Source organism: Clostridium sp. CAG:43 (assembly GCF_000434655.1).
GTDB classification, from domain to species: Bacteria; Bacillota; Clostridia; order Lachnospirales; family Lachnospiraceae; genus Otoolea; species Otoolea fessa.
This window is the reverse complement of the sequence record NZ_FR895020.1, coordinates 18,624-39,622: the sequence shown is the minus strand read 5'-3', so window position 1 is coordinate 39,622 and position 20,999 is coordinate 18,624. Positions and strand designations below refer to the sequence as shown.

At 50.7% G+C, this 20,999-nt stretch carries 18 protein-coding genes (1 of these 18 only partly in view); all 18 read left to right on the top strand.

The annotated features are described in order from the left end of the window. Window positions 1-53 carry the final stretch of a cobalt-precorrin-5B (C(1))-methyltransferase gene (locus QVO97_RS01820; RefSeq protein ID WP_022358714.1) on the top strand. Its footprint begins 175 nt before the window's first position, so 53 of the gene's 228 nt are visible here — the last part of the coding sequence; its start codon lies beyond the left edge, outside the window; its stop codon occupies window positions 51-53. Next, window positions 16-1,038, top strand: a complete 1,023-nt coding sequence (cbiD, locus tag QVO97_RS01815) for a cobalt-precorrin-5B (C(1))-methyltransferase CbiD (RefSeq protein ID WP_369678366.1) — start codon at window positions 16-18, stop codon at window positions 1,036-1,038. The genes QVO97_RS01820 and cbiD overlap by 38 nt, the downstream gene beginning before the upstream one ends. Before the next feature lie 63 nt (window positions 1,039-1,101). Beyond that, window positions 1,102-1,875 (top strand): precorrin-4 C(11)-methyltransferase, encoded by a 774-nt coding sequence (cobM, locus tag QVO97_RS01810; RefSeq protein WP_022358712.1) that lies wholly within the window; start codon window positions 1,102-1,104, stop codon window positions 1,873-1,875. A gap of 19 nt (window positions 1,876-1,894) precedes the next feature. Beyond that, window positions 1,895-3,238 (top strand): cobalt-precorrin 5A hydrolase, encoded by a 1,344-nt coding sequence (locus QVO97_RS01805; RefSeq protein WP_022358711.1) that lies wholly within the window; start codon window positions 1,895-1,897, stop codon window positions 3,236-3,238. 29 nt (window positions 3,239-3,267) lie between these two features. Continuing rightward, window positions 3,268-3,951 carry a precorrin-3B C(17)-methyltransferase gene (gene cobJ / locus QVO97_RS01800; RefSeq protein WP_117795792.1) on the top strand — a complete coding sequence of 228 codons (684 nt, stop codon included), beginning with the start codon at window positions 3,268-3,270 and terminating at the stop codon, window positions 3,949-3,951. After that, window positions 3,944-7,015: a cobyrinate a,c-diamide synthase gene (locus QVO97_RS01795; protein ID WP_022358709.1), complete on the top strand. Its 3,072-nt coding sequence runs from the start codon at window positions 3,944-3,946 to the stop codon at window positions 7,013-7,015. Before cobJ ends, QVO97_RS01795 begins: the two co-directional genes overlap by 8 nt. Before the next feature lie 39 nt (window positions 7,016-7,054). After that, window positions 7,055-7,621 carry a precorrin-6Y C5,15-methyltransferase (decarboxylating) subunit CbiT gene (gene cbiT, locus QVO97_RS01790; protein ID WP_022358708.1) on the top strand — a complete coding sequence of 189 codons (567 nt, stop codon included), beginning with the start codon at window positions 7,055-7,057 and terminating at the stop codon, window positions 7,619-7,621. Between the two features lie 5 nt (window positions 7,622-7,626). Then, the gene (locus QVO97_RS01785) at window positions 7,627-8,727 is read left to right on the top strand and encodes a tRNA dihydrouridine synthase (protein ID WP_320877726.1); all 1,101 of its coding nucleotides are present in this window, start codon (window positions 7,627-7,629) and stop codon (window positions 8,725-8,727) included. A 166-nt stretch (window positions 8,728-8,893) separates the two neighbouring features. Next, window positions 8,894-10,567, top strand: coding sequence for a Na/Pi cotransporter family protein (locus QVO97_RS01780; protein WP_022358706.1), 1,674 nt, complete (start codon window positions 8,894-8,896; stop codon window positions 10,565-10,567). Further along, complete coding sequence (locus tag QVO97_RS01775; protein WP_022358705.1) at window positions 10,567-11,295, top strand: response regulator transcription factor; 729 nt, start codon at window positions 10,567-10,569, stop codon at window positions 11,293-11,295. Before QVO97_RS01780 ends, QVO97_RS01775 begins: the two co-directional genes overlap by 1 nt. A gap of 7 nt (window positions 11,296-11,302) precedes the next feature. After that, complete coding sequence (locus QVO97_RS01770) at window positions 11,303-12,703, top strand: sensor histidine kinase (RefSeq protein ID WP_022358704.1); 1,401 nt, start codon at window positions 11,303-11,305, stop codon at window positions 12,701-12,703. A gap of 182 nt (window positions 12,704-12,885) precedes the next feature. Continuing rightward, a complete protein-coding gene (locus tag QVO97_RS01765) occupies window positions 12,886-13,908 on the top strand; it encodes an ABC transporter substrate-binding protein (protein ID WP_022358703.1) in 1,023 nt (340 codons plus the stop codon). A 130-nt stretch (window positions 13,909-14,038) separates the two neighbouring features. Further along, a complete protein-coding gene (locus QVO97_RS01760) occupies window positions 14,039-14,956 on the top strand; it encodes an ABC transporter permease (protein ID WP_022358702.1) in 918 nt (305 codons plus the stop codon). After that, entirely contained in the window at window positions 14,956-15,753 is a 798-nt protein-coding gene (locus QVO97_RS01755) for an ABC transporter ATP-binding protein (RefSeq protein WP_022358701.1), read from the top strand. The genes QVO97_RS01760 and QVO97_RS01755 overlap by 1 nt, the downstream gene beginning before the upstream one ends. 379 nt (window positions 15,754-16,132) lie before the next feature. Then, the gene (locus QVO97_RS01750; protein ID WP_022358700.1) at window positions 16,133-17,812 is read left to right on the top strand and encodes a C40 family peptidase; all 1,680 of its coding nucleotides are present in this window, start codon (window positions 16,133-16,135) and stop codon (window positions 17,810-17,812) included. A gap of 15 nt (window positions 17,813-17,827) precedes the next feature. Beyond that, on the top strand, window positions 17,828-19,507 hold the full coding sequence (locus tag QVO97_RS01745) for a C40 family peptidase (RefSeq protein ID WP_022358699.1): 1,680 nt from the start codon (window positions 17,828-17,830) through the stop codon (window positions 19,505-19,507). Window positions 19,508-19,833: 326 nt separating this feature from the next. Then, window positions 19,834-20,640, top strand: a complete 807-nt coding sequence (locus tag QVO97_RS01740; RefSeq protein ID WP_022358698.1) for a ClpP family protease — start codon at window positions 19,834-19,836, stop codon at window positions 20,638-20,640. 139 nt (window positions 20,641-20,779) lie between these two features. Beyond that, window positions 20,780-20,999, top strand: a 220-nt coding sequence (locus QVO97_RS01735; protein WP_288188630.1) for a hypothetical protein, incomplete at its 3' end; no start/stop codon positions are given.

The following is a 20,999-nucleotide window of genomic DNA, read 5'->3' as shown; positions in this document are numbered from 1 at the left end:
TCCGGCGTCCGGGCGATTCTGCCGATTGTCCGGGCAGAGCGGGAGGAAGATAGCGCAGTATGCGGTGTACAGAAGGACTCCGGTGACGATCCGGATGTGACGAATGGGACATTGATTTGTGCACGGGCCGTCCTGGCTTGTCATGATAGCATAACTGAAAGCGGTTACACAGACCCGGCGTATCCGGGAATTGAGGTAACCGGCGGCGAGGGCATCGGCATGGTGACGCGGGACGGTCTTTCGTGTCCGGTGGGGCATTACGCGATCAACCCGGTACCGCGGACGGCTATTTTCCGGGAGGCGGCTCTGGCACGCCGGGAGGCGGGCATGCCGGAGTTACCTTTGCGGATTGAGATTTCTATCCCTTCCGGGCGGGAGCTGGCGGAGAAAACGTTTAACCCGCATCTGGGGATCATCGGTGGTATCTCGGTGCTTGGAACAACTGGAATTGTGAACCCGATGAGTGAGGCGGCATTGGTTGAGACGATCCGGCTGGATATCCGGGTGCACGCCCAGGAGGATGTTTCGCTGCTGGCAGTGGCGCCAGGCAATTATGGAGAACGATTTTTAAAAGAAGAAACCGGGCTTTCGATGGAAAATTTCATCAAGTGCAGTAATTTTATCGGGACCAGCTTTAAAATGCTTTCACAGGAAGGAATTCACCAGGCGCTTTTGGCAGGACATGTTGGAAAACTGGTCAAAGTGGCAGGTGGTGTGATGAATACACACTCCCGGTATGGTGACAGACGGATGGAGATTTTGTCTGCATGCGCGCGGACCGTTGGATTTCCGGAGGCAGATGCCCTGCTGCCGATGAATACGACTGAGGAAGCGGCAGATTTCTTATATGAACATGGATATCTGAAACAGGTCATGGAGCAGGTGGCGAATCAGGTCAAAGCGGTATTGGAAGAAGAGAGCGGCGTTCAGACGGAGGTAATGCTATTTTCGAGCAATTATGGACTGATGGCGCGGACAGCTGGGGCGGATGCGTATGTGCGGGAGCTGCTGGAGATGGAGAGAGGCAATGATAGATAGAATAATCATAAATTACGAAAAGTTGAGATTCGAATATTAAATAAAAAAGGAGAAATCACATATATGGTATATTTCGTCGGAGCAGGTTCGGGAGCGCCAGATTTAATCACAGTGCGGGGAGCACGCCTTTTGAATCAGGCAGACCAGATTATTTACGCAGGTTCTCTGGTCAATCCAGAGCTTTTGGATTATAAAAAAGAATCAGCCGTTGTCTATGACAGTGCGAAAATGACGCTGGAAGAAGTAGTCGAAAAGATCCAAGAAGCGGAATCGACGGGTAAGATGACGGTGCGGCTTCACACGGGCGACCCCTGCGTGTATGGTGCGATCCGGGAACAGATGGACGAGCTGGACAAGTTAAATATCTCTTATAAGGTATGCCCGGGCGTCAGCTCTTTCTGTGGCGCGGCATCTGCATTGAATCTGGAATATACCTTGCCGGGCGTTTCACAGAGCGTGATTATCACCCGGATGGCGGGGCGGACGCCGGTGCCGGAGCGGGAGAGCATCGCGTCGTTTGCAGCGCATCATGCGACTATGGTTATATTTTTAAGCACGGGAATGCTGAAGAAGCTTTCGGAAGAGCTGATAAAGGGCGGATATGAGGCGGACACGCCAGCGGCGATCGTGTACAAAGCGACCTGGCCGGATGAAAAGCGGGTTGTCTGCACGGTTGCAACGCTTGCAGAGGCGGCAGAGCGGGAAAATATCAAAAAAACAGCTCTGATTATCGTCGGGGATGTGACTGCCCAGGCGGGATACGAGCGCTCACGTTTATATGCGCCAGAATTCACAACTGAATTCCGTCAGGGGACGGATGGTTTTGTATATGAGTAATAGAAAGGGATTGTTATAAATGGAGCAGTTGAAACTTCGGGTCAGGAACGGTATCTGCATTTGCTTTACTGCGCAGGGAAAAGAGACGGCGACGCGTCTGCTGGAGAAATTAAGCCAGCAGATGGAAGAGGCGTTTGACTTTTTAGATTATACAGGATCCGAACATTCGAAAACGCTGAAACAGGTGGTCAAGGAAGCATTTCAGGAGAAGGAAGCAATTTTGTTTGTCGGGGCGGCGGGGATTGCAGTCCGTTTGATTGCGCCGTGGGTGCAGGATAAGCTGAAAGATCCGGCGGTGCTGGTGATCGATGAGCAGGGACATTATGCGATCCCAATTTTGTCTGGACATGTGGGCGGATGCAATGAACTGGCAGAGGCAGCGGCGCAGATTCTGGGGGCAGAACCGGTAATTACGACGGCAACGGATCTGCGGCAGGCATTTGCAGTTGATGTATTTGCAGCGGAAAATGAGCTGGTGATCAGTGACCGGGAACTGGCGAAACAAATCTCTGCGGCGGAGCTGCGAGGTGAAAAAATTGGCTTTTTCAGTGATTATCCAGTAGATGGAATCGTTCCGGCAGAGATTACTCCGGGCGTATGGCAGAAGGAAAACATCTATGTGACGCTGAAACAGGGCGGATGCCCGAAAAATGCCCCAGCGTCTCTGGTGCGCCGGGATATGGTGATTGGGCTGCAGGAGAAGAAGGAACAGCGGGATGCAGCCAAAGCAGCGGCGGTAGTGGCAGTGGAAACCGGCGATTCGGCGAAGGCGGCTGAGATAGATATGTCTGTCGGAAAATCCGATATAGGATCGCTTGGGCAGAAAAGTGAGCAGAAGAAAGAGCAAAGTTATGAGCCGGAAAATGAATCAGGTACGCCGGAACTTCTGCGCCTGTATCCACGAACGGTTGTTCTTGGAATGGGATGCCGCCGGGATTCGTCCCTGAATGCTGTCCGGGAGATGGCAAGAGTGGCACTTTCTCGGGCGATTATTGATAAAAGTGCGGTGCGGGCGATTGCAACGGTAGATCGGAAGAAAAATGAGATGGCATTTCTGGCGCTTGCGAAGGAGTGGAATGTGGAACTGTGGAGTTTTACCCCGGAAGAGCTGGAGAGTGCCGGTACGAAGTTTGCAGAATCGCCGTTTGTGCGGAAGACAGTAGGGGTAGGAAATGTTTGTGAGCGTGCAGCCGTCATGGGGGTGCGCCGGATTTACCGGGAACGGGAGATGGATGAGAAAAATCTGCCTGTGATCGATCTGAGAGTACAGAAAATGGCGTTTAACGGTGTGACGGCAGCAGTAGCGGTTCCGGCATCGGAGCAAGTAAGGAGGCAGCAGTGGAAGAAAAAAAATTATACGTGATCGGAATTGGACCGGGGGCGAGAGAACAGATGACGGTCCGGGCAGACCGCATTTTGCGGGAAAGCCAGGTGATCATCGGTTATACGGTATACGTGGACCTGGTGAAAGAATTTTATCCACAGGCGGAATTTCTGACAACGCCGATGCGCCAGGAAAAGGAACGCTGTGAGATGGCATTAAAAGCGGCGCAGGATGGTCGGAAAACAGCAATGATCTGCAGTGGGGACAGCGGCGTCTATGGCATGGCGGGGCTGGTGCTGCAGATGGCAGAGGCGTACCCGGATGTGAACGTGGAAGTAATTCCAGGAGTGACGGCAGCGCTGGGAGGCGGAGCCATTCTTGGTGCACCGTTGGGACATGATTTTGCGGTGATCAGCCTGAGTGACCTTCTGACGCCGATGGAAGTGATCGAAAAAAGGCTGCGTGCAGCGGCAGAAGCGGATTTTATTATCTGCCTCTACAATCCATCCAGTCGGAAACGCCACGATTATCTGGAGCGTGCCTGCCGGATTCTTTTAGAGTATAAAAGTGGTGAGACTGCCTGCGGATATGTACAGAATATTGGCCGCGAGGGCGAGGCGGTGCACCTTCTGACACTGGCAGAACTGGAAAAGACGCCGGTGGATATGTTTACGACCGTATTTATTGGAAATAAGGAAACGCAGATGTTAAATGGATGTCTGGTGACACCGAGGGGATACCGAGATGTGTAAAATATGGATATTTGGAGGAACGACAGAAGGGCGCCTGCTGGCGGAATATTGCAGCCGGGAAAAGATTGAGGCGTGGGTCAGCGTGGCTTCGGAGTATGGAGAGGAGCTTTTGCAGGAGGAGCTGATGGAGTCTGGGAATGCAGGGAATCCAGATTTGAACCACAATACTTGCCTTGCAAAGAAAAGCTTGAAAAATGTTCAGGCATCCTCAGTGATAAAAGTCTTACGCGGACGGATGGATCGTTACCAGATGGAAGAATTTATCCGAAACCAGGGGATTCATCTTGTGATCGATGCAACACATCCGCATGCCAGACTTGTTTCAGAAGAAATCCAGGAAGCGTGCGGACGGACCGGTGTCCGCCTGGAACGGTGCCTGCGCGCAGAGGGCGAACAAAACAAAGCACGTGATTGGGTCGAGGTTGATTCCATTCAGGAGGCAGTGTCATTTCTTTCTTCTGTTTCCGGCGTGATTTTTGTCACAACCGGCAGTAAAGAACTGGAAGCCCTGTGCCAGATACCAGATTATCAAAAACGGGTGTATGCGAGAGTGCTTCCAACTTCGAATGTTTTGAAGAAATGTGAAAAATTGGGGATAACTGGCAGCCATCTGATTGCGATGCAGGGACCTTTTTCCACCGAAATGAATACGCTATTTCTCCGACAGACAAAAGCGGAGTGGCTATTGACGAAAGATTCCGGGCGTGCGGGCGGATTTCAGGAAAAGGTGGAAGCGGCGCGTGAAAATGGAACCAGAGTGGTTGTGATCCGCAGACCGGAGGAGGATGGTATTTCGCTGGAAGAGGCGATGGAGGTGCTGAAGAAGGCGGATGAGGGGAATGTTGGAGAGTTAAAAACACATTTGATTCTGGCGGGAATTGGCATGGGACAGCCGTCCCAGATGACAGGGGAAGTCCTTCGGGCAATTCGAGAGAGTGATGCCTTGATTGGCGCGGGGCGTATGCTGGAATCCGCGGAGAGAGCGCTGCAGAATGATTTGCTGATTAGCAAGGAAGGAAAAGCTGAAAACAGACAGGAATCAGCGGCTGCGGTGGAAAAAGAAACGAAGTGCTATAAAGCATATCTTCCTGACGATGTGATACAGATTGTATCGAAGCACCCGGAATGGAAGCAGGCGGTTATCCTGTATTCGGGTGATACCGGCTTTTTCAGCGGGGCATCCAGGATGGCAGAGCGGCTGCGGGAAGCTGGTTATCCATTTACCGTCTATCCGGGTACATCCTGTGTCAGTTATCTGGCGGCACGCCTGGGGACGCACTGGGAAGATGCGGCGATTTATTCCGCACATGGAAGAGAATTGTCTGTCGATCGGGTGATGAAACGTCTGTGTGATCCAGAAGAACCGGCTAAGCGTGCGTTTATCCTCATGGGCGGCAAAAATGGAGCTGGACAGTTTTGTGAACGTCTGACACAGGCGGGATATGGAAATGTACAGGTGACGGTTGGTGAAAACTTATCGTACCCGGAAGAGCAGATCCGGAGCGGAACCGCGGAAGAAATGAAAAAATTGGAATTTGCGGATTTGAGCTTGATGCTGCTGGAAGTCACGGATGAAATAAAGAATGTAAAGCAGCTGAAAAGGTTTGAACAAGAAGATAAAATTTTGCTTCCTGCAGATTCTGTCGGAGTATTTCCACGTATCATGCTTGCCGCCCCAAAAAGCGGCAGTGGAAAAACCCTTCTGACTTGCGGGCTGCTTGAAGTCCTTCGCCGCCGCGGTCTGAATCCGATTGCGTGCAAATGTGGACCGGACTATATCGATCCAATGTTTCACCGCTATGTGCTCGGCATTCCCGGGCGAAATCTCGATAGCTTTTTTCTGCCGACGGAAGGCGTGCGGAAGGTTTTGGTGGATGCAGTGCGGGAAGAACAGGCGGGAATCGCAGTTTTAGAGGGTGTCATGGGCTATTATGACGGCTTGGGCGGAACAGAAACGTCCGCCAGCAGCTGGGAGATTGCAGAGATCACAGACACGCCGGCGATTCTGGTGCTGGACTGTAAGGGTGCATCGTTGTCGGCGGCAGCAATGGCATCTGGATTTTTACATTTCCGGAAAAAAAGCCATATTGCCGGAGTGATTTTGAACCGGGTTTCTTCGATGTATTATGAGCGGCTGGCAGCAGCCGTGGAAGAGGCGTCGGGGCTTCCGGTGCTTGGTTATCTGCCAGAATCCGAGGAATACCGCATGGAAAGCCGCCATCTGGGACTTTTTCTGCCGGGCGAGATCGATCGGCTGCGCGAGAGGATCGGGCGATTGGCAGATCAGATGGAAAAGTCGATCGCGGTGGAGCGGGTGCTGGAAGTGGCAGGGATGCTTCCATTGAGGATAGAAAACAAAGAGAAAGAAAAAGCAGAAAACGAATCAATGGAGGCGGAAAGTATAGCGAAATTCCCAGCATGTCAAGAGCAAAAAGTCACCTCGCGCGTCCGCATCGGTGTTGCTCGTGACGAGGCATTCTGCTTCTACTATCAGGAAAATTTACACCTTCTGGAACAGATGGGGGCGGAGCTGGTTTATTTCAGTCCACTGAGGGATAAAAAAATCCCAGACAGAGTGGATGGGCTTTTATTTGGCGGTGGTTATCCGGAGAATTATGCACGGGAGCTGGCAAAGAACGCGGCGATGCGTGAGAGTATCCGGCGGTCGATTGCGGCGGGAATGCCGTTTCTGGCGGAATGTGGTGGATTTTTATATTTACACCGTACTCTTGAAGGAAGCGATGGAAAACACTGGGAAATGGCTGGCGTTTATCCATTTGACGCTTACCGGACGAACCGCCTGCGCCGGTTTGGCTATGTGCGTCTGCTGACCTCATCCGGTCAGGAAATTCACGGGCATGAGTTCCATTACTGGGAGAGCGAAGATCCGGGCACCGACTGGGAGGCAGTCAAACCGACCGGAAACCGAAGCTGGCGCTGCATCCATGAAAAGGGAGGACAGATTGGCGGATTTCCGCATCTCTATTATGCATCCTGTCCAGATTTTTTGCGAAAATGGCTGGATGTATGTGCCAAAGGGAGTCAGAAAAAATATATCAATTGAGTGAATTTATATGAGAATCTAGAAAATGGGGAGTAGCAAATGCGAGATGAATGGTTTATCCGGGGCAAGGTCCCGATGACGAAGAGTGAGGTGCGGACCGTGTCATTGTCCAAGCTGGAATTGTATGAGGACTGTGAGTTCTGGGACATTGGCGCGGGAACGGGTTCTGTCAGTGTGGAAGCGGCGGTAAGCTGTCCGGGGATTCATGTGTGTGCGTTTGAATATAAGGAAGAGGCGGTTGAACTGATCCGGGCAAATTGTGAGAAAGCCAGAACAGAGGCGGTCACGATCGTGCCGGGAAAGGCGCCGGAGACATTTGCACAGGTAAGTGTTCACCGACCGGATCGGGCATTTATCGGGGGAACAACCGGACAGATGCGCGAGATTCTGGATGAATTGTTCCGCTTGAACCCAAATATCCGGATTGTGATCAACCTGATTGCGCTGGAGTCTCTGACAGTGCTTATGAGTTACCTGAAAGAGCGCGGGATAGAGGCGGAGATTCTGTCCATGCAGATTGCAAAAGCGGAGAAGATTGGTTCCAGTCATTTGATGAAAGGGCAGAATCCGATCTATATCATATCACTGGGAGAAAATGAAGCGTGAAGAAAATGATTCAGCCAGAGGCATTAAAAGTGGGCGCGAATCGTATAAGCGCGAACGATGCAAGGAGTGTAAAATTAGATTTTGCACCAATGGAGGGAATCACGGGATACGTATTCCGGCAGGCGCATGCAGTCGTTTATGGGGGCGTTGACCGGTATTACAGTCCGTTCATTGCACCAGGTTCCAGCCATAAGCTGACATCCAGGGAGAGGAACGATATTCTTCCAGAGCATAATCAGGGATTATGCCTGATCCCGCAGATTCTGACGCATTCGGCGGAAGATTTTCTGTGGGTTTGCGAGGAACTGGCGGAGTATGGATATAGGACGGTTAATCTGAACCTGGGCTGTCCGTCGGGGACGGTGGTTACGAAGAAAAAGGGCGCGGGATTTTTAGCCGAGCCGGAAGATTTGAGCTTGTTTCTGGAGGAAGTCTGCAACGGATTGGAGAAAATCCACGCGTCGGATGGAAAGCCGGTGCGTTTGTCGATCAAAACCCGGATCGGCATGAAAGAAGCGTCTGAATTTCCACGCCTGCTTGCTATCTATAATCACTATCCGCTGGAAGAACTGATTGTACACCCGAGAGTGCGCGAGGACTATTATAAGGGGAAAATACGGAGGGAGTCATTTGCGTATGCGCTGGAGCAGAGCCGCTGCCCGGTCAGCTATAATGGAAATCTTTTTTCGGCGGCGGATGCGTCTGCGCTCATGGAAGAAATTGTAGGACAAGATGAACTGTCTGACAAAGGCGAAACGCAGAAAAAAACGAAATTAGCCGCGTTGATGTTTGGGCGTGGGGCGGTTGCAAGTCCGTGGATTTTTGGAGAGATGCGGAATCTGCCATCCTCGACTCATCTCCAATCCTTCCAGCAATTTCACGATCGCCTCCTGACCGGTTATGCAGAAATCATGTCTGGCGACCGGAATACTTTGTTTAAAATGAAGGAACTCTGGTATTATTTCCAGTGCCATTTTCCGGGATGTGAAAAAGAATTGAAGAAGATTAAGAAGGCACAGAAGCTATCTGACTACCGGGCTGCTGTTCAGGCGATGTTTGCGAGCGGGCGGTTTGTGGAAGGCGGCTTTCGCAACCCGGCACCATAGGAGTGATACCGGGCTGTCCTGTAACCATCCTCTCATTCAGGCAGTACAGTGTTGCGAATATCAGATTTTACACAGATTTTACATTTCCTGCTGGTTATTTTTACATTTATTTGATATAGTGAAGACATACTACGTGTAAAGATCAAAAGATGATGGGAGAATATGTATGTCTATTAGTACTTTGGGAACCCTCTTTCAGTTCATTGGAGGACTGGGAATGTTCCTGTATGGAATGGAGTCGATGGCGGATGGTCTGCAGAAGTTTGCGGGCAACCGTTTACAACGTGTGCTTGAGATCCTGACTTCGAACCGCTTGCTGGGCGTGCTGGTGGGCGCGGGCGTTACCGCGATCATCCAGAGTAGTTCCGCGACGACGGTTATGGTCGTTGGTTTCGTAAATGCCGGAATTATCAATCTTCTGCAGGCGACCGGCATCATCATGGGTGCCAATATTGGTACGACTGTGACGAGCTGGATTGTGTCGATGAGTGAGTGGGGCGAGGTGTTAAAGCCAGAGTTCTTTGCACCGGTTCTCTTCGGTATCGGCGCATTCATCACGATGTTTGCGAAGAGCCACAAGAAAAAAGAGGGTGCCGAAGTCCTGATCGGTTTTGCACTCCTGTTTATCGGTCTTTCTTTCATGTCTGGTTCGATTGAGCCGTACCGGGATGCGCCGATCTTCTCCGAGTCTTTCCGGGTACTGGGACAGAATCCACTTTTAGGTATTTTAGTCGGTCTGGCAGTTACCGCAATCATCCAGAGTAGTTCCGCGTCCGTCGGTATTTTACAGATGCTGGCGATCAACGGCATGGTAAACTGGCAGTCAGCAGTCTTTATTACATTGGGACAGAACATCGGTACCTGTGCGACCGCGCTGTTATCTTGTATCGGTACGACCCGTACGGCAAAGCGTGCGGCGGTCATTCACCTTCTGTTCAATGTGACGGGTGCAGTTGTATTTGGCGTCGCTTTATACATCGTGTTTATGATGAATCCGGAGCTTGCGATGACGCGTGCGGACAGTGTGGGAATTTCGATTTTCCATACGATATTTAACGTTGTCAACACCTGCATTATGTTCCCGTTTGCTGGTTTCCTGGTAAAGGCATCGGATGTGATTGTTCCGAAGCCGAAGGAGACAGAGAAAGAGTGGTCGGCAAACAGTGTCGAGACCGAGATGATCCGTCACTTAGACGACCGTATCCTCGAAACTCCGTCCTTTGCGATTGAGACGGCGTGCAACGAGGTTGTCAACATGGGTAAGGTAGCGGTTGCCAATCTAAAAATAGCGACAGCAGCCTTGGTGGATGCAGATGATAATTTCTGTGAACAGGTATTTGAAAATGAAGAGACGATCGACCGCATGGAGAAAATGCTGACCGAATATCTCTTAAAGATCAACAACCTCTCCTTGAATGATGAACAGCATCTTCTCGTTAAGAATATGTATTATACAATCGGTGATCTTGAACGTGTCGGTGACCACTGTGAAAACTTAGCAGAGCTTGCCAAGAAACGGATTGAGAATGTGAATATTGATTTCTCGGATCTGGCGCTGAAAGAGCTGCGGACGATTGCAGATGCAACGCTTAAATCGGTCGAGGCGTCCGTGGAGGCGCGTCAGGCGCATGACATGCAGAAAGTACGTCAGACTGCCCGCTGGGAGGAAGAGGTTGACAATATGGAAGAGGAGATGCGCGAGAGCCATATGAACCGTCTTTCCAATGGAGAATGCAAGATTGAGGGCGGTGTTATCTTCCTGGATGCACTGGCAAATTATGAGAGAATCGCGGATCATGCCAAGAATGTAGCTGGCTACGTAAAGGAAGAGATGCAGTAATGAAATATCGGATATATGTGATTGAGGATGATGAAAATATCCGGAATCTGATCTGCGTGGCACTGGAAAACTTCGGTTACTGCGCCAGCGGATTTGAGACGGCAGAGGAAGCGCTTGACAACCTCTCGGCCCTGCTCCGGAGAGGCAGGGAGGCGCAGCGGGAGTATCCGGCGATGTTTGTATTCGACTGGATGCTGCCGGGGATGGACGGCATGGCGGCGATCCGCAAGATCCGGGAGATGCCGGACTTTTCCGCAGCCCCGGTCCTGATGCTGACGGCAAAGGATCGTGAGATGGATATTGTACAGGGACTTGACAACGGTGCTGACGACTACATGACGAAACCGTTCGGTATTCTGGAGCTTTCGGCGCGCGTCAGAAACCTTTTAAAGCGGGTGGAACCTGCAAAAGAGGAGGTTTCCAGCCTGACGATCGGTGAAGTCAGCATCAACCGGGAGACGCGGGAGGTGATTGCCTGCGGCAACCGGACGGAGCTGACGCTCAAAGAATTTGAACTTTTAACATATCTCATGGAACATATCAACCGGGTGGTGACGCGCGACGAGCTTCTCGACCATATCTGGGGCTATGACTATGATGGGGAGACGAGAACGCTGGATATGCACATCAAGACACTCCGGCAGAAGCTGCATGACGCCGGAGCCCAGATCAAGACAGTGCGCGGCGTGGGCTATCGGTTTTTAAAGGAAAAAGACGCGGGAAAGTGATGAAACGATGCGAAAAGCGATTTTGACGAAATTTATTCATCTGTTATTCCTGGCGCTGGTTCTGAATACATTTATCGCTCTGGTGGTTACCAGCAGTGTATTGCTCAAACGGTCAAGGGAGGACATGCATTTTGCATTGGAATCCGTTGACCGTATGTTGGATTATACGGGAAATGTGGAAGAACAGCTGATGGATTTGAGCGACCTTACGAACGACAATAATAGCCGTTATACGCTGATCCGGATGGATGGCACGGTGGTGGCTGATACGGAAGTAGCGCAGGTGAATCAGATGGAAAATCATCTGGAGCGCAAGGAAGTGAAGGATGCGCTGGCGACGGGCTATGGATATTCGGTGCGCCGTTCCGGAACGTTAGGAATGCAGATGGCGTACGCGGCGATCCGTTCATCGGACGGCAAATACATACTGCGCCTTTCTGCCTGTTCAACCGGTTTGGGTGAATATATCCTGATGTTGATTCCGGCCGCCTTTTTGAGCTTTGGAATAGCTTTTTTTGCATCGGCAATGGAGGCGGAACGGTTTTCCCAGTCCATCACGCGTCCTTTGCAGGAAATTTCCAGCGAAATGGTGCGGATGGATGACGACTACACGCGTTTTCAGTTTGAAAAATGTCCGTATGAGGAGATCAATGTCATCGCGGACACGACGACGCGGATGTCCCGGAATATGAAGAAATATCTGGAGCGCATCGAGAAAGAAAAACAGATCCGGCAGGAGTTTTTCAGCAATGCATCGCATGAGTTGAAAACACCGATCACTTCGATCCGCGGTTATGTCGAGCTTTTGGAAAGCGGTATGGCACAGGATCCGGACACGGCACGTGATTTTCTGGGACGCATAAAAAAAGAGGCAATGCGGATGACGAACCTGGTGGATGATATTTTGATGATCTCCCGTCTGGAATCGCGCGGTGCGAAAGCAGATATTGTGACAATCTGCACGGTGGAACTGCTGGAGGACAGCCTGTCTTCGATTGCCGCGCAGGCGGCGTCGCGCGGCATCACAGTCCATAAAGAGTGCGAGAATTTCACGATTCGTGCCGATCTGCGCCAGATGCAGGAGCTGTTTAACAATCTGTTGACAAACGCGGTCAAGTATAACAACGAGGGCGGCGAAATCTGGGTGCAGGTCAAGCACTGGGGCGCGGATATGATACTGACGGTCCGCGACACCGGCGTCGGCATCCCGGCGGAGAGCCAGAGCCGTATTTTTGAGCGGTTTTACCGGGTGGATAAAGGGCGCAGCCGCAAACAGGGCGGCACCGGGCTTGGTCTTTCGATCGTCAAGCATATCGTGAATTTTTATCATGGAAGCGTGAAGGTAGAGTCGGAAGTCGGAAAAGGTTCAACGTTTACGGTGAAACTGCAGATCGCGGAAGCAAAATAAAAAAGAGTCAACCTAAATTCCCTATAAAATAGTGGAATTTTAGGTTGACTCTTTTTGGAGTTTGTAGTATGATTGCTTTAAAGCGTAACAGTTCAGCTCTTTAAAGTGAAAAATAAATCATGGTTTGATGCATAAGAGGAAAATCTGTTACATACGTTGAAAAGGTTCAGGAGGATGATATTATGAGAAAGACAAAGAAATTAGCAGCCCTGATGCTGGCTGGCGCGATGGCGGCATCCCTGGCAGCCTGCGGAGGACAGACAGCAAGTACGGACACGACAGCAGCGGAGTCCGCAGACGGAGAAGAAAGCAAAGAGGCAGAGCCGACAGCAGACGGCGAGACCTATAAGATTGGCGTATTACAGCTGACCCAGCATGTGGCACTGGATAAGACCAATGAGGGCTTCGTGGCAGCGCTGGACGATGCAGGCATCAAATACGAGATCGACCAGCAGAATGCAGCTGGCGAGCAGTCTGCATGCCAGACGATCGCAGAAAAACTGGTCAACGATAAAGATGATTTGATTTTTGCAATCGCAACCCCGGCAGCACAGGCAGTTGCAGGTGTGACCGATTCGATTCCGATTCTTGTCAGCGCTGTTACCGATCCGGCGGCTTCCGGTCTGGTAGAGAGCAACGAGGTTCCGGGTGGCAACGTATCGGGTACTTCTGATCTGACTCCGGTTAAAGAGCAGATTGATCTGATGCAGCAGATTATTCCAGATGTAAAAAAGGTCGGACTTCTGTATAGCAGCGCGGAGGCAAACTCCGTTCTTCAGATTGACATGGCGAAAGAAGCACTTGATACAGCTGGTATTGAGTATGAAGATTACACCGTTTCCAATTCCAATGAGATTCCTACCGTTGTAGAATCTATGGTTGGCAATGTAGACTGTGTATACACACCAACCGACAACATGATCGCGGCTGGTATGGCAACCGTAACGATGGTAACAAATGAGAATAAACTTCCGGTTATCTGCGGCGAGAAAGGCATGGTAGATGCAGGCGGTCTTGCTACTTACGGTATTGATTACTACCAGTTAGGCTACATGACCGGTGAGCAGGCCGTTAAAATCCTGACTGAGGGCGCCGATATTTCTAAGATGCCGATCGGTTATCTGGACGCTTCCAAGTGCGAGCTGAGTGTCAATGAAGAGACAGCAGAGACGCTGGGAATCGATGTATCTGGACTTGAGAAATAAAGAGTACCAGAAAGACCTAAACTTCAAATGAGATGGACTGTCAGATCAGAAGCATAAAATAAATATGCCGATCTGGCAGTCTTTACAGTTAATCAGATGAAGAAAATACAAAACACGGGGAGGTAAAAGTTTGAGCGGTTTATTAGTATCCCTGCAGGGCGCGGTCGCACAGGGCGTTCTCTGGGGAATCATGGTATTGGGAGTTTATATTACATTCCGCCTGATGGATATCGCGGATATGACGGTAGACGGAAGCTTCGCGTTGGGCGCCTGCGTTTGTGCAGTCCTGGTAGTCAACAAAGGAGTAAATCCGGTGCTGGCACTTTTAGTTGCAGCGGCAGCCGGTGTCGTGGCTGGTGCGGTAACGGGTATTCTTCATACTGTATTTGAGATACCAGCGATTCTGGCAGGAATTCTGACTCAGATTTCCCTCTGGTCGATCAACCTCCGGATCATGGGAGGAAAGAGCAATCTGCCGCTTCTGAAAGTCAAGACACTTATCAGCGGTCTGGCTGCTTCCTTCGGGATGACCCAGGCACAGGCATCGATGATCGTTGGAATTGTGCTGGCTGTGGCGGCTATTCTGTTTCTTTACTGGTTCTTCGGAACCGAGATCGGAAGTGCGATGCGTGCAACCGGTAACAACGAGGATATGGTGCGCGCGCTGGGCGTGGACACCCGTATGACGAAGCTTTTATCCCTGATGGTCAGCAACGGCCTGGTCGGTCTCTCCGGCGCACTCGTCTGCCAGAGCCAGAAATATGGTGATGTTGGAAGTGGTACCGGTGCTATCGTCATCGGTCTGGCGGCTATCGTCATCGGCGAAGTCCTGATGGGACGATTGACCTCTTTCTATTGGAAACTGACCTCCGTGGTTGTCGGTTCGGTCATTTACTTTGTGATCCGTGCGGTTGTACTCCGCATGGGTATGGATGCAAACGACATGAAGCTGCTCTCTGCTGTCATTGTAGCACTGGCACTCTGTATTCCGGTAGCACTCGCTAAATACCGGCTGAGAAAAGATTATTCAGAAGGGGGCGAGGAGTAATGCTGACGATAACAAATGTAAAGAAAACCTTTAATAAAGGAACTGTTAATGAGAAAAAAGCCTTAAACGGTATCAACTTACACCTGGCACCGGGCGATTTCGTGACGATCATCGGCGGAAACGGTGCTGGAAAATCCACCATGTTAAATATGATCGCAGGCGTATATCCGATCGATTCTGGTAAAATCGAGATCGATGGCATAAACATATCCAGAGAACCAGAATACAAACGCGCTAAATATATCGGCAGAGTCTTTCAGGATCCGATGCGCGGCACCGCCGCCAATATGGAGATACAGGAAAATCTTGCCATGGCACTGCGCCGCGGCAAATCCAGAGGACTCGGCTGGGGCATCAAAAAGAATGAAAAGGACTTCTACCGTGAGGCATTGGCACAGCTCGACCTGGGGCTTCAGACCCGTATGACCAGCAAAGTGGGCTTACTCTCCGGCGGACAGCGCCAGGCGCTCACCCTTCTGATGGCAACCCTCCAGAAGCCAAAGCTCCTTCTTTTAGACGAACACACCGCCGCCCTCGATCCCAAAACAGCCCGCAAAGTCCTCGATCTCACCGAAAAGATTGTAGATGAACAAAATCTGACCGCGCTTATGGTTACCCATAACATGAAAGATGCGATTCAGATCGGCAACCGTCTGATTATGATGCACGAAGGTCGGATTATCTACGATGTAGCAGGGGAAGAGAAGAAGAATCTGCAGGTAGAAGACCTGTTAGAGAGATTTGAAAAGGTAAGCGGAGAAGAATTTGCGAATGACCGTATGATGCTTGCCAAATAAGCAGGGGTTATAAGATTTGAAGGCTTTTATCAAAATCATTAACCGATAACAGACAAAAAGTATATGGAATGAAAAGTGGGTCAACAAATTAAAAACCACGACTATAAGTGAGAAAGAATGCCCTCCGGCGGTGCAAGCGGTCGGAGGGCATTCTTTCTCACTTATAGTCGTGCATTCTCCTCTCCCATATTTCCAACTAATTCCCCCTTTCACGACTTAACCGTTTATCTACAACTTAACACTTCTGTAATAATTCATTTATAGAAAATTCATTTTTTCCTCCACATCCTTCCTTGGCAATTCCCTACGAATATGATAAAATAAAAATTACGTTTAAGATATTAAGTCATAATTTCAAGAAAAATCAGGAGCGATCCATATGTTAGAAGAAGAAAACAAAAAAGAAACGCAGGAGTCAGAACAGGTGCCAGCGGCGGAGCGGATTCAAGAGCCGGAAGCAGTTCAGAGTCAGGAATCAGAGCCAGCTCAGGATCAGACACCAAATCCGGTCCGGGAATCCGCGGGACATTCGCGCAGGCGCCAGGGCGAAGATAAGAGTCAGAACCTGCGCTTCGGAGTGATAGCAGCAGGAGTGGTAATTGCTCTTGCAGTTGCAGCATTTGCAGGCAAGTCCCTGCTCAGCCGTCAGGCGGGAGCCGGAACTGCAAAGAATGGGGCGGCGACAGCATCAGAGCTTTCGAAGGACGAGGCATCCGAAGAGTCCAGAGCGGAGGAGATCAAAGAGAAAGAAGCAGTGGTAGCTTCCTATAAAAATCTGGGTATCGTGCAGGTGTCCGGTTATCTGAATATGCGTGAGACGGCGAGCACGGACGGCAACATCATCGGAAAGCTGATGGGCGACAGTGCGTGTGAGATCGTGGATGATTCAACCGAAGGCTGGTATCAGGTCGAATCTGGCGGTATTTCTGGTTATATCAGCTCAGAGTTTGTTCTGACCGGGGATGAGGCGAAGAAAAAAGCGTTGGAACTGGTTGAAAAGCGGGCGCTCATCACGGCAGATTCCCTGAACATCCGAAAAGAGCCGAACACGGAGTCTGAGGTTGTCGGTCAGGCATTGAAAAATGAGCGCTATGTGGTCGAGGGTGAGCCGGAGAATGGCTGGATTCAGATTTCGAGCGGTTATATTTCCACGGATTATGCGGAGATCAAATACGCACTCAATGAGGCGCGGAAGCTGGATATGCGTGCGATGGTGCTGAATTTATACAAAAATCTGGGTATTTCCAGTGTGGATAATTACTTGAATGTGCGCGATCAGCCAAGTGAGGATGGCAATATCATCGGTAAGATGACGAGCAAGTCTGCCGGAGAGATTCTGGAGACGAGCGAGGACGGCGGCTGGTATAAGATCCAGTCGGGTCCCGTCACTGGATATGTGAAGGCGGAGTATATCCTGACAGGAGATGCGGCGAAGCAGGAGGCGATGGAGGTTGCAGAACTGATGGCGATCGTTTCAACCGACCGCCTGAATGCCCGCACGGAGCCGAGCACGGATGCGCCGATCTGGACGCAGATCTCTAACAATGAGCGTTACGACGTTATAAGCCAGCAGGATGGCTGGGTCGAGATTGCGCTCGATACGACGAGTGCGTATGTGGCGACTGATTTCGTAGATGTGCGTTATGCATTGCCGGAGGCGATCCCATTTACCCCATTAAAAGAAAAGGAATCCTTGCGGACCCAGATTGTCAACTATGCGCTTCAGTTTGTCGGAAACCGTTATGTCTGGGGCGGTAATGACCCGCATTCGGGTGTGGACTGTTCTGGTTTTACAAAGTATGTATACAGCCATGTGGCGGGCGTGTCCCTGCCGCGGGTGTCCCGGGAACAGGCGCGGACGGGTACGAAGATTGATTCTTCGAAGATGCGTCCGGGCGATCTGATTTTCTATACGAATCGCAAGGGAACGGTCAACCATGTGGCGATGTACATTGGCAATGGTCAGATCGTCCATGCGGCGAGCCGGAGAAGCGGCATCAAGATTTCTACCTGGAATTACCGGAATCCGTACCGGATTGTCAATATGCTGGGAGACTGATAGGGAGAGGATAAGATGGAAGAGCAAAAGACAGAAGATTATAAAGAACGCCTGCAGAAAGCACGTCAGAGACGAAATGGCAAAGATCCGATGCACTGGTTCATGATCGGGGGCTGTGCTGTCATTGTGGTGCTGGCTCTGGTTATCATCGTGAAGCTGGCACAGGGCGGCACGTTTGGAGGTTCTGGAAACGCCCGGGTGGCATCGGCATCCGAGGCAGAGGCGCAGGAAACCGTGATCGGAGAGACGCTGCCGGAGGATGAGGAACAGGCAAAAGAGGACGAAGAAAAGAAGAATGTAGTCGAGTCCTACCAGAATCTGGGTATTGTGGATGTATCTGGTTATCTTAATATGCGTGAGAGCGCCAGTACAACCTCCGATGTCATCGGCAAGCTGATGGGCGGCAGTGCGTGCGAGATTCTGGACGATTCGCAGGAAGGCTGGTATCAGGTATCTTCCGGCGGTCTGGAGGGCTACATCAGTTCAGAATTTGTACAGACTGGCGAGGCGGCAAAAACGGAGGCATTTGAGCTGGTCAAGAAGATGGCGGTCATCACGACTGACAAGCTGAATATCCGGAGTGAGCCGAGTGAGGACGCGCAGGTGCTGGAACAGGCGCTGAAAAATGAGCGTTATTCCATTGTCAGCGAGCAGGACGGCTGGATTCAGATCAGCGGGGGCTATATTTCAGCGGATTATGTGGATGTGCGCTATGCGTTAAATGAAGCGCGTAAGCTGGATCTGCGGACGATGGTTCTCAATATGTATGACAATCTGGGTATTTCCAATGTCAATAACTACTTAAATATCCGCGTGGAGCCGAAGGAGGATGCGAAGATCATCGGTAAGATGACGAGCAAGTCCGGTGGTGAGATTCTGGAAACGACTGAGGATGGCGGCTGGTATAAGATCAAGTCTGGTCCGGTTACCGGCTATGTTAAATCCGAATTTATTCTGACTGGAGATGCGGCGAAGCAGGAGGCACTGCAGGTTGCACAGCTGATGGCGATCGTATCAACTGACCGTCTGAATGCCCGTACGGAGCCGAACACGGACGCGCCGATCTGGACGCAGATTTCCAACAGCGAGCGGTATTCGGTTATGAGCCAGCAGGATGGCTGGGTGCAGATTGCACTGGATGAGACGAGTGCCTATGTAGCGACTGAATTTGTCGATGTCCGGTATGCGTTAAATGAGGCGATCGAGTTTACACCGGTTGAGGAGACACCGGAGCCTGAAACCAAGGCGGCGAGCAGCAAGGGAGGCTCTGGAAGCAAGAGCAGCAGTAACGGTGGTTCTGGCAGCCAGAAAGCATCTTTAAGCGGCTCCTCCAAGCGTGCGCAGATCGCAAACTACGCGACTCAGTTCCTTGGAAATCCGTATGTATGGGGCGGTACCAGCTTGACAAATGGTACGGATTGTTCTGGATTTACGATGTCGGTTATGGCACACTTCGGCGTCGGCCTGCCGCATCATTCGGGTTCCCAGGCGGGAGCAGGAAGAAGTATCAGTTCTTCCCAGATGCGTCCGGGTGATCTGATCTTCTACACAAACAGCGGTGGAACGATCAACCATGTAGCACTCTATATCGGCGGCGGGCGCGTGTGCCATGCGTCGAATGCAAGGGATGGTATCAAGATTTCCACCTGGAATTACCGTACCCCGGCGAAGATCGTCAATGTATTGGGCGATTAATTCCATGGAAAGTCAATAAAAAATATTTGAAAGAGAGCAGGGAGAAAAGGCAGCTTTTCCCAGCTCTCTTTTTTCTGTTTCATAGGAAATTGTGTCCTATGAAATAAAAAACGCTCCGCGGGGATGCGCACTCGCGCGAAGCAGAAACATGTCGCAAGCGACCGCGCGAGACGCCCGAATGTGCCAAGGCACATCCTTGTTTGTATAAAAAGCGGTTTCAGTGAATAAAGATAATAGGAAGACAGAATACTAAGAATGAATTAGGCAGTTGAGAAAAAACATTGAATCCGCGTGTAAGATGAAAAGAGCGCAGAAAAGAGGAAAATATGATTCGGGCAAATCGTGAAAACAGGGAATGGGAAAATGAAGCGTGGGACAAGCAGGCAGATAAGGTGGGAGAAAGTCGGGAACAGGCGCAGGAGGATCCGATTCAGAAGCGTGAAAATGGACAGACGGATATTACGGGAAAGAATGGCAATCACATTGAATTAATCTCGATCATCGGAGAGATAGAGGGACATGAAAATTTGTCCGGCAATACGAAAACGACGAAATATGAGCATATTCTGCCTAAGCTGGCGGAGATCGAGGAGAGCGGTGAGACGGAGGGAGTTTTAGTCCTGATTAACACGGTGGGCGGCGATGTAAGCTGTGGACTGGCACTGGCGGAGATGATTGCTTCGCTCAGCAAACCGACCGTTTCACTGGTCATCGGGGACAGCCATTCGATCGGTGTGCCGCTCGCAGTGGCGGTCGATCACTCTTTTATTGTCCCGACCGGGACGATGATGGTACATCCGGTACGGATGACGGGGATGGTGATCGGTGCCGTGCAGACGTATGATTATTTTGAAATGATTCAGGATCGTATTTTAAGCTTTGTGTCCGGACACAGTCAGATCTCCTATGAGCGCCTCCGAAGCCTGATGCTCAATACGGAGATGATGACAAAAGATCTGGGAACGGTCCTGGTTGGCGAGGAGGCGGTCCAGGAGGGACTGATCGATGAATGCGGCGGGATCCGGGAAGCGCTTGCATGGCTGAACCGGGCGATTGATGGGAAGAAACAAGAAATAGATGCACACGACCGGATGACGAAGACGGATTTTAGTGAAAATCTGAAAAGAAGGTAGAACATACGTGCGAAAATTTTAGGAAAGCGTTGCTTTTTTCCCTGAATTTGGGTATACTGAATGAGATAATAAGAATGTAAAATGAGAAAAGCAGTCTGCGGGAGGCTGTATTTTGTGAAACAGGAGGAACCGCAGATACATGGGAAATATTGGAGGCATGAGACAGGTGGCAGATACAAGCAGGAAAAGACAGAGTACAGAGCGTGCCGGGGAGACAGCTGGGACAGAGAAAAAAGCCGGGCGATCCAGAAAGTCCCCTGCGGCGAAGAAAGCGGAGGAGACGCTGAACGAGAAAAAGAGTGGGGGGAAGAAGAAAGCTTCGTCTGGAAAAGGCACCGCGAAAGGAACAGGAAGCCGAA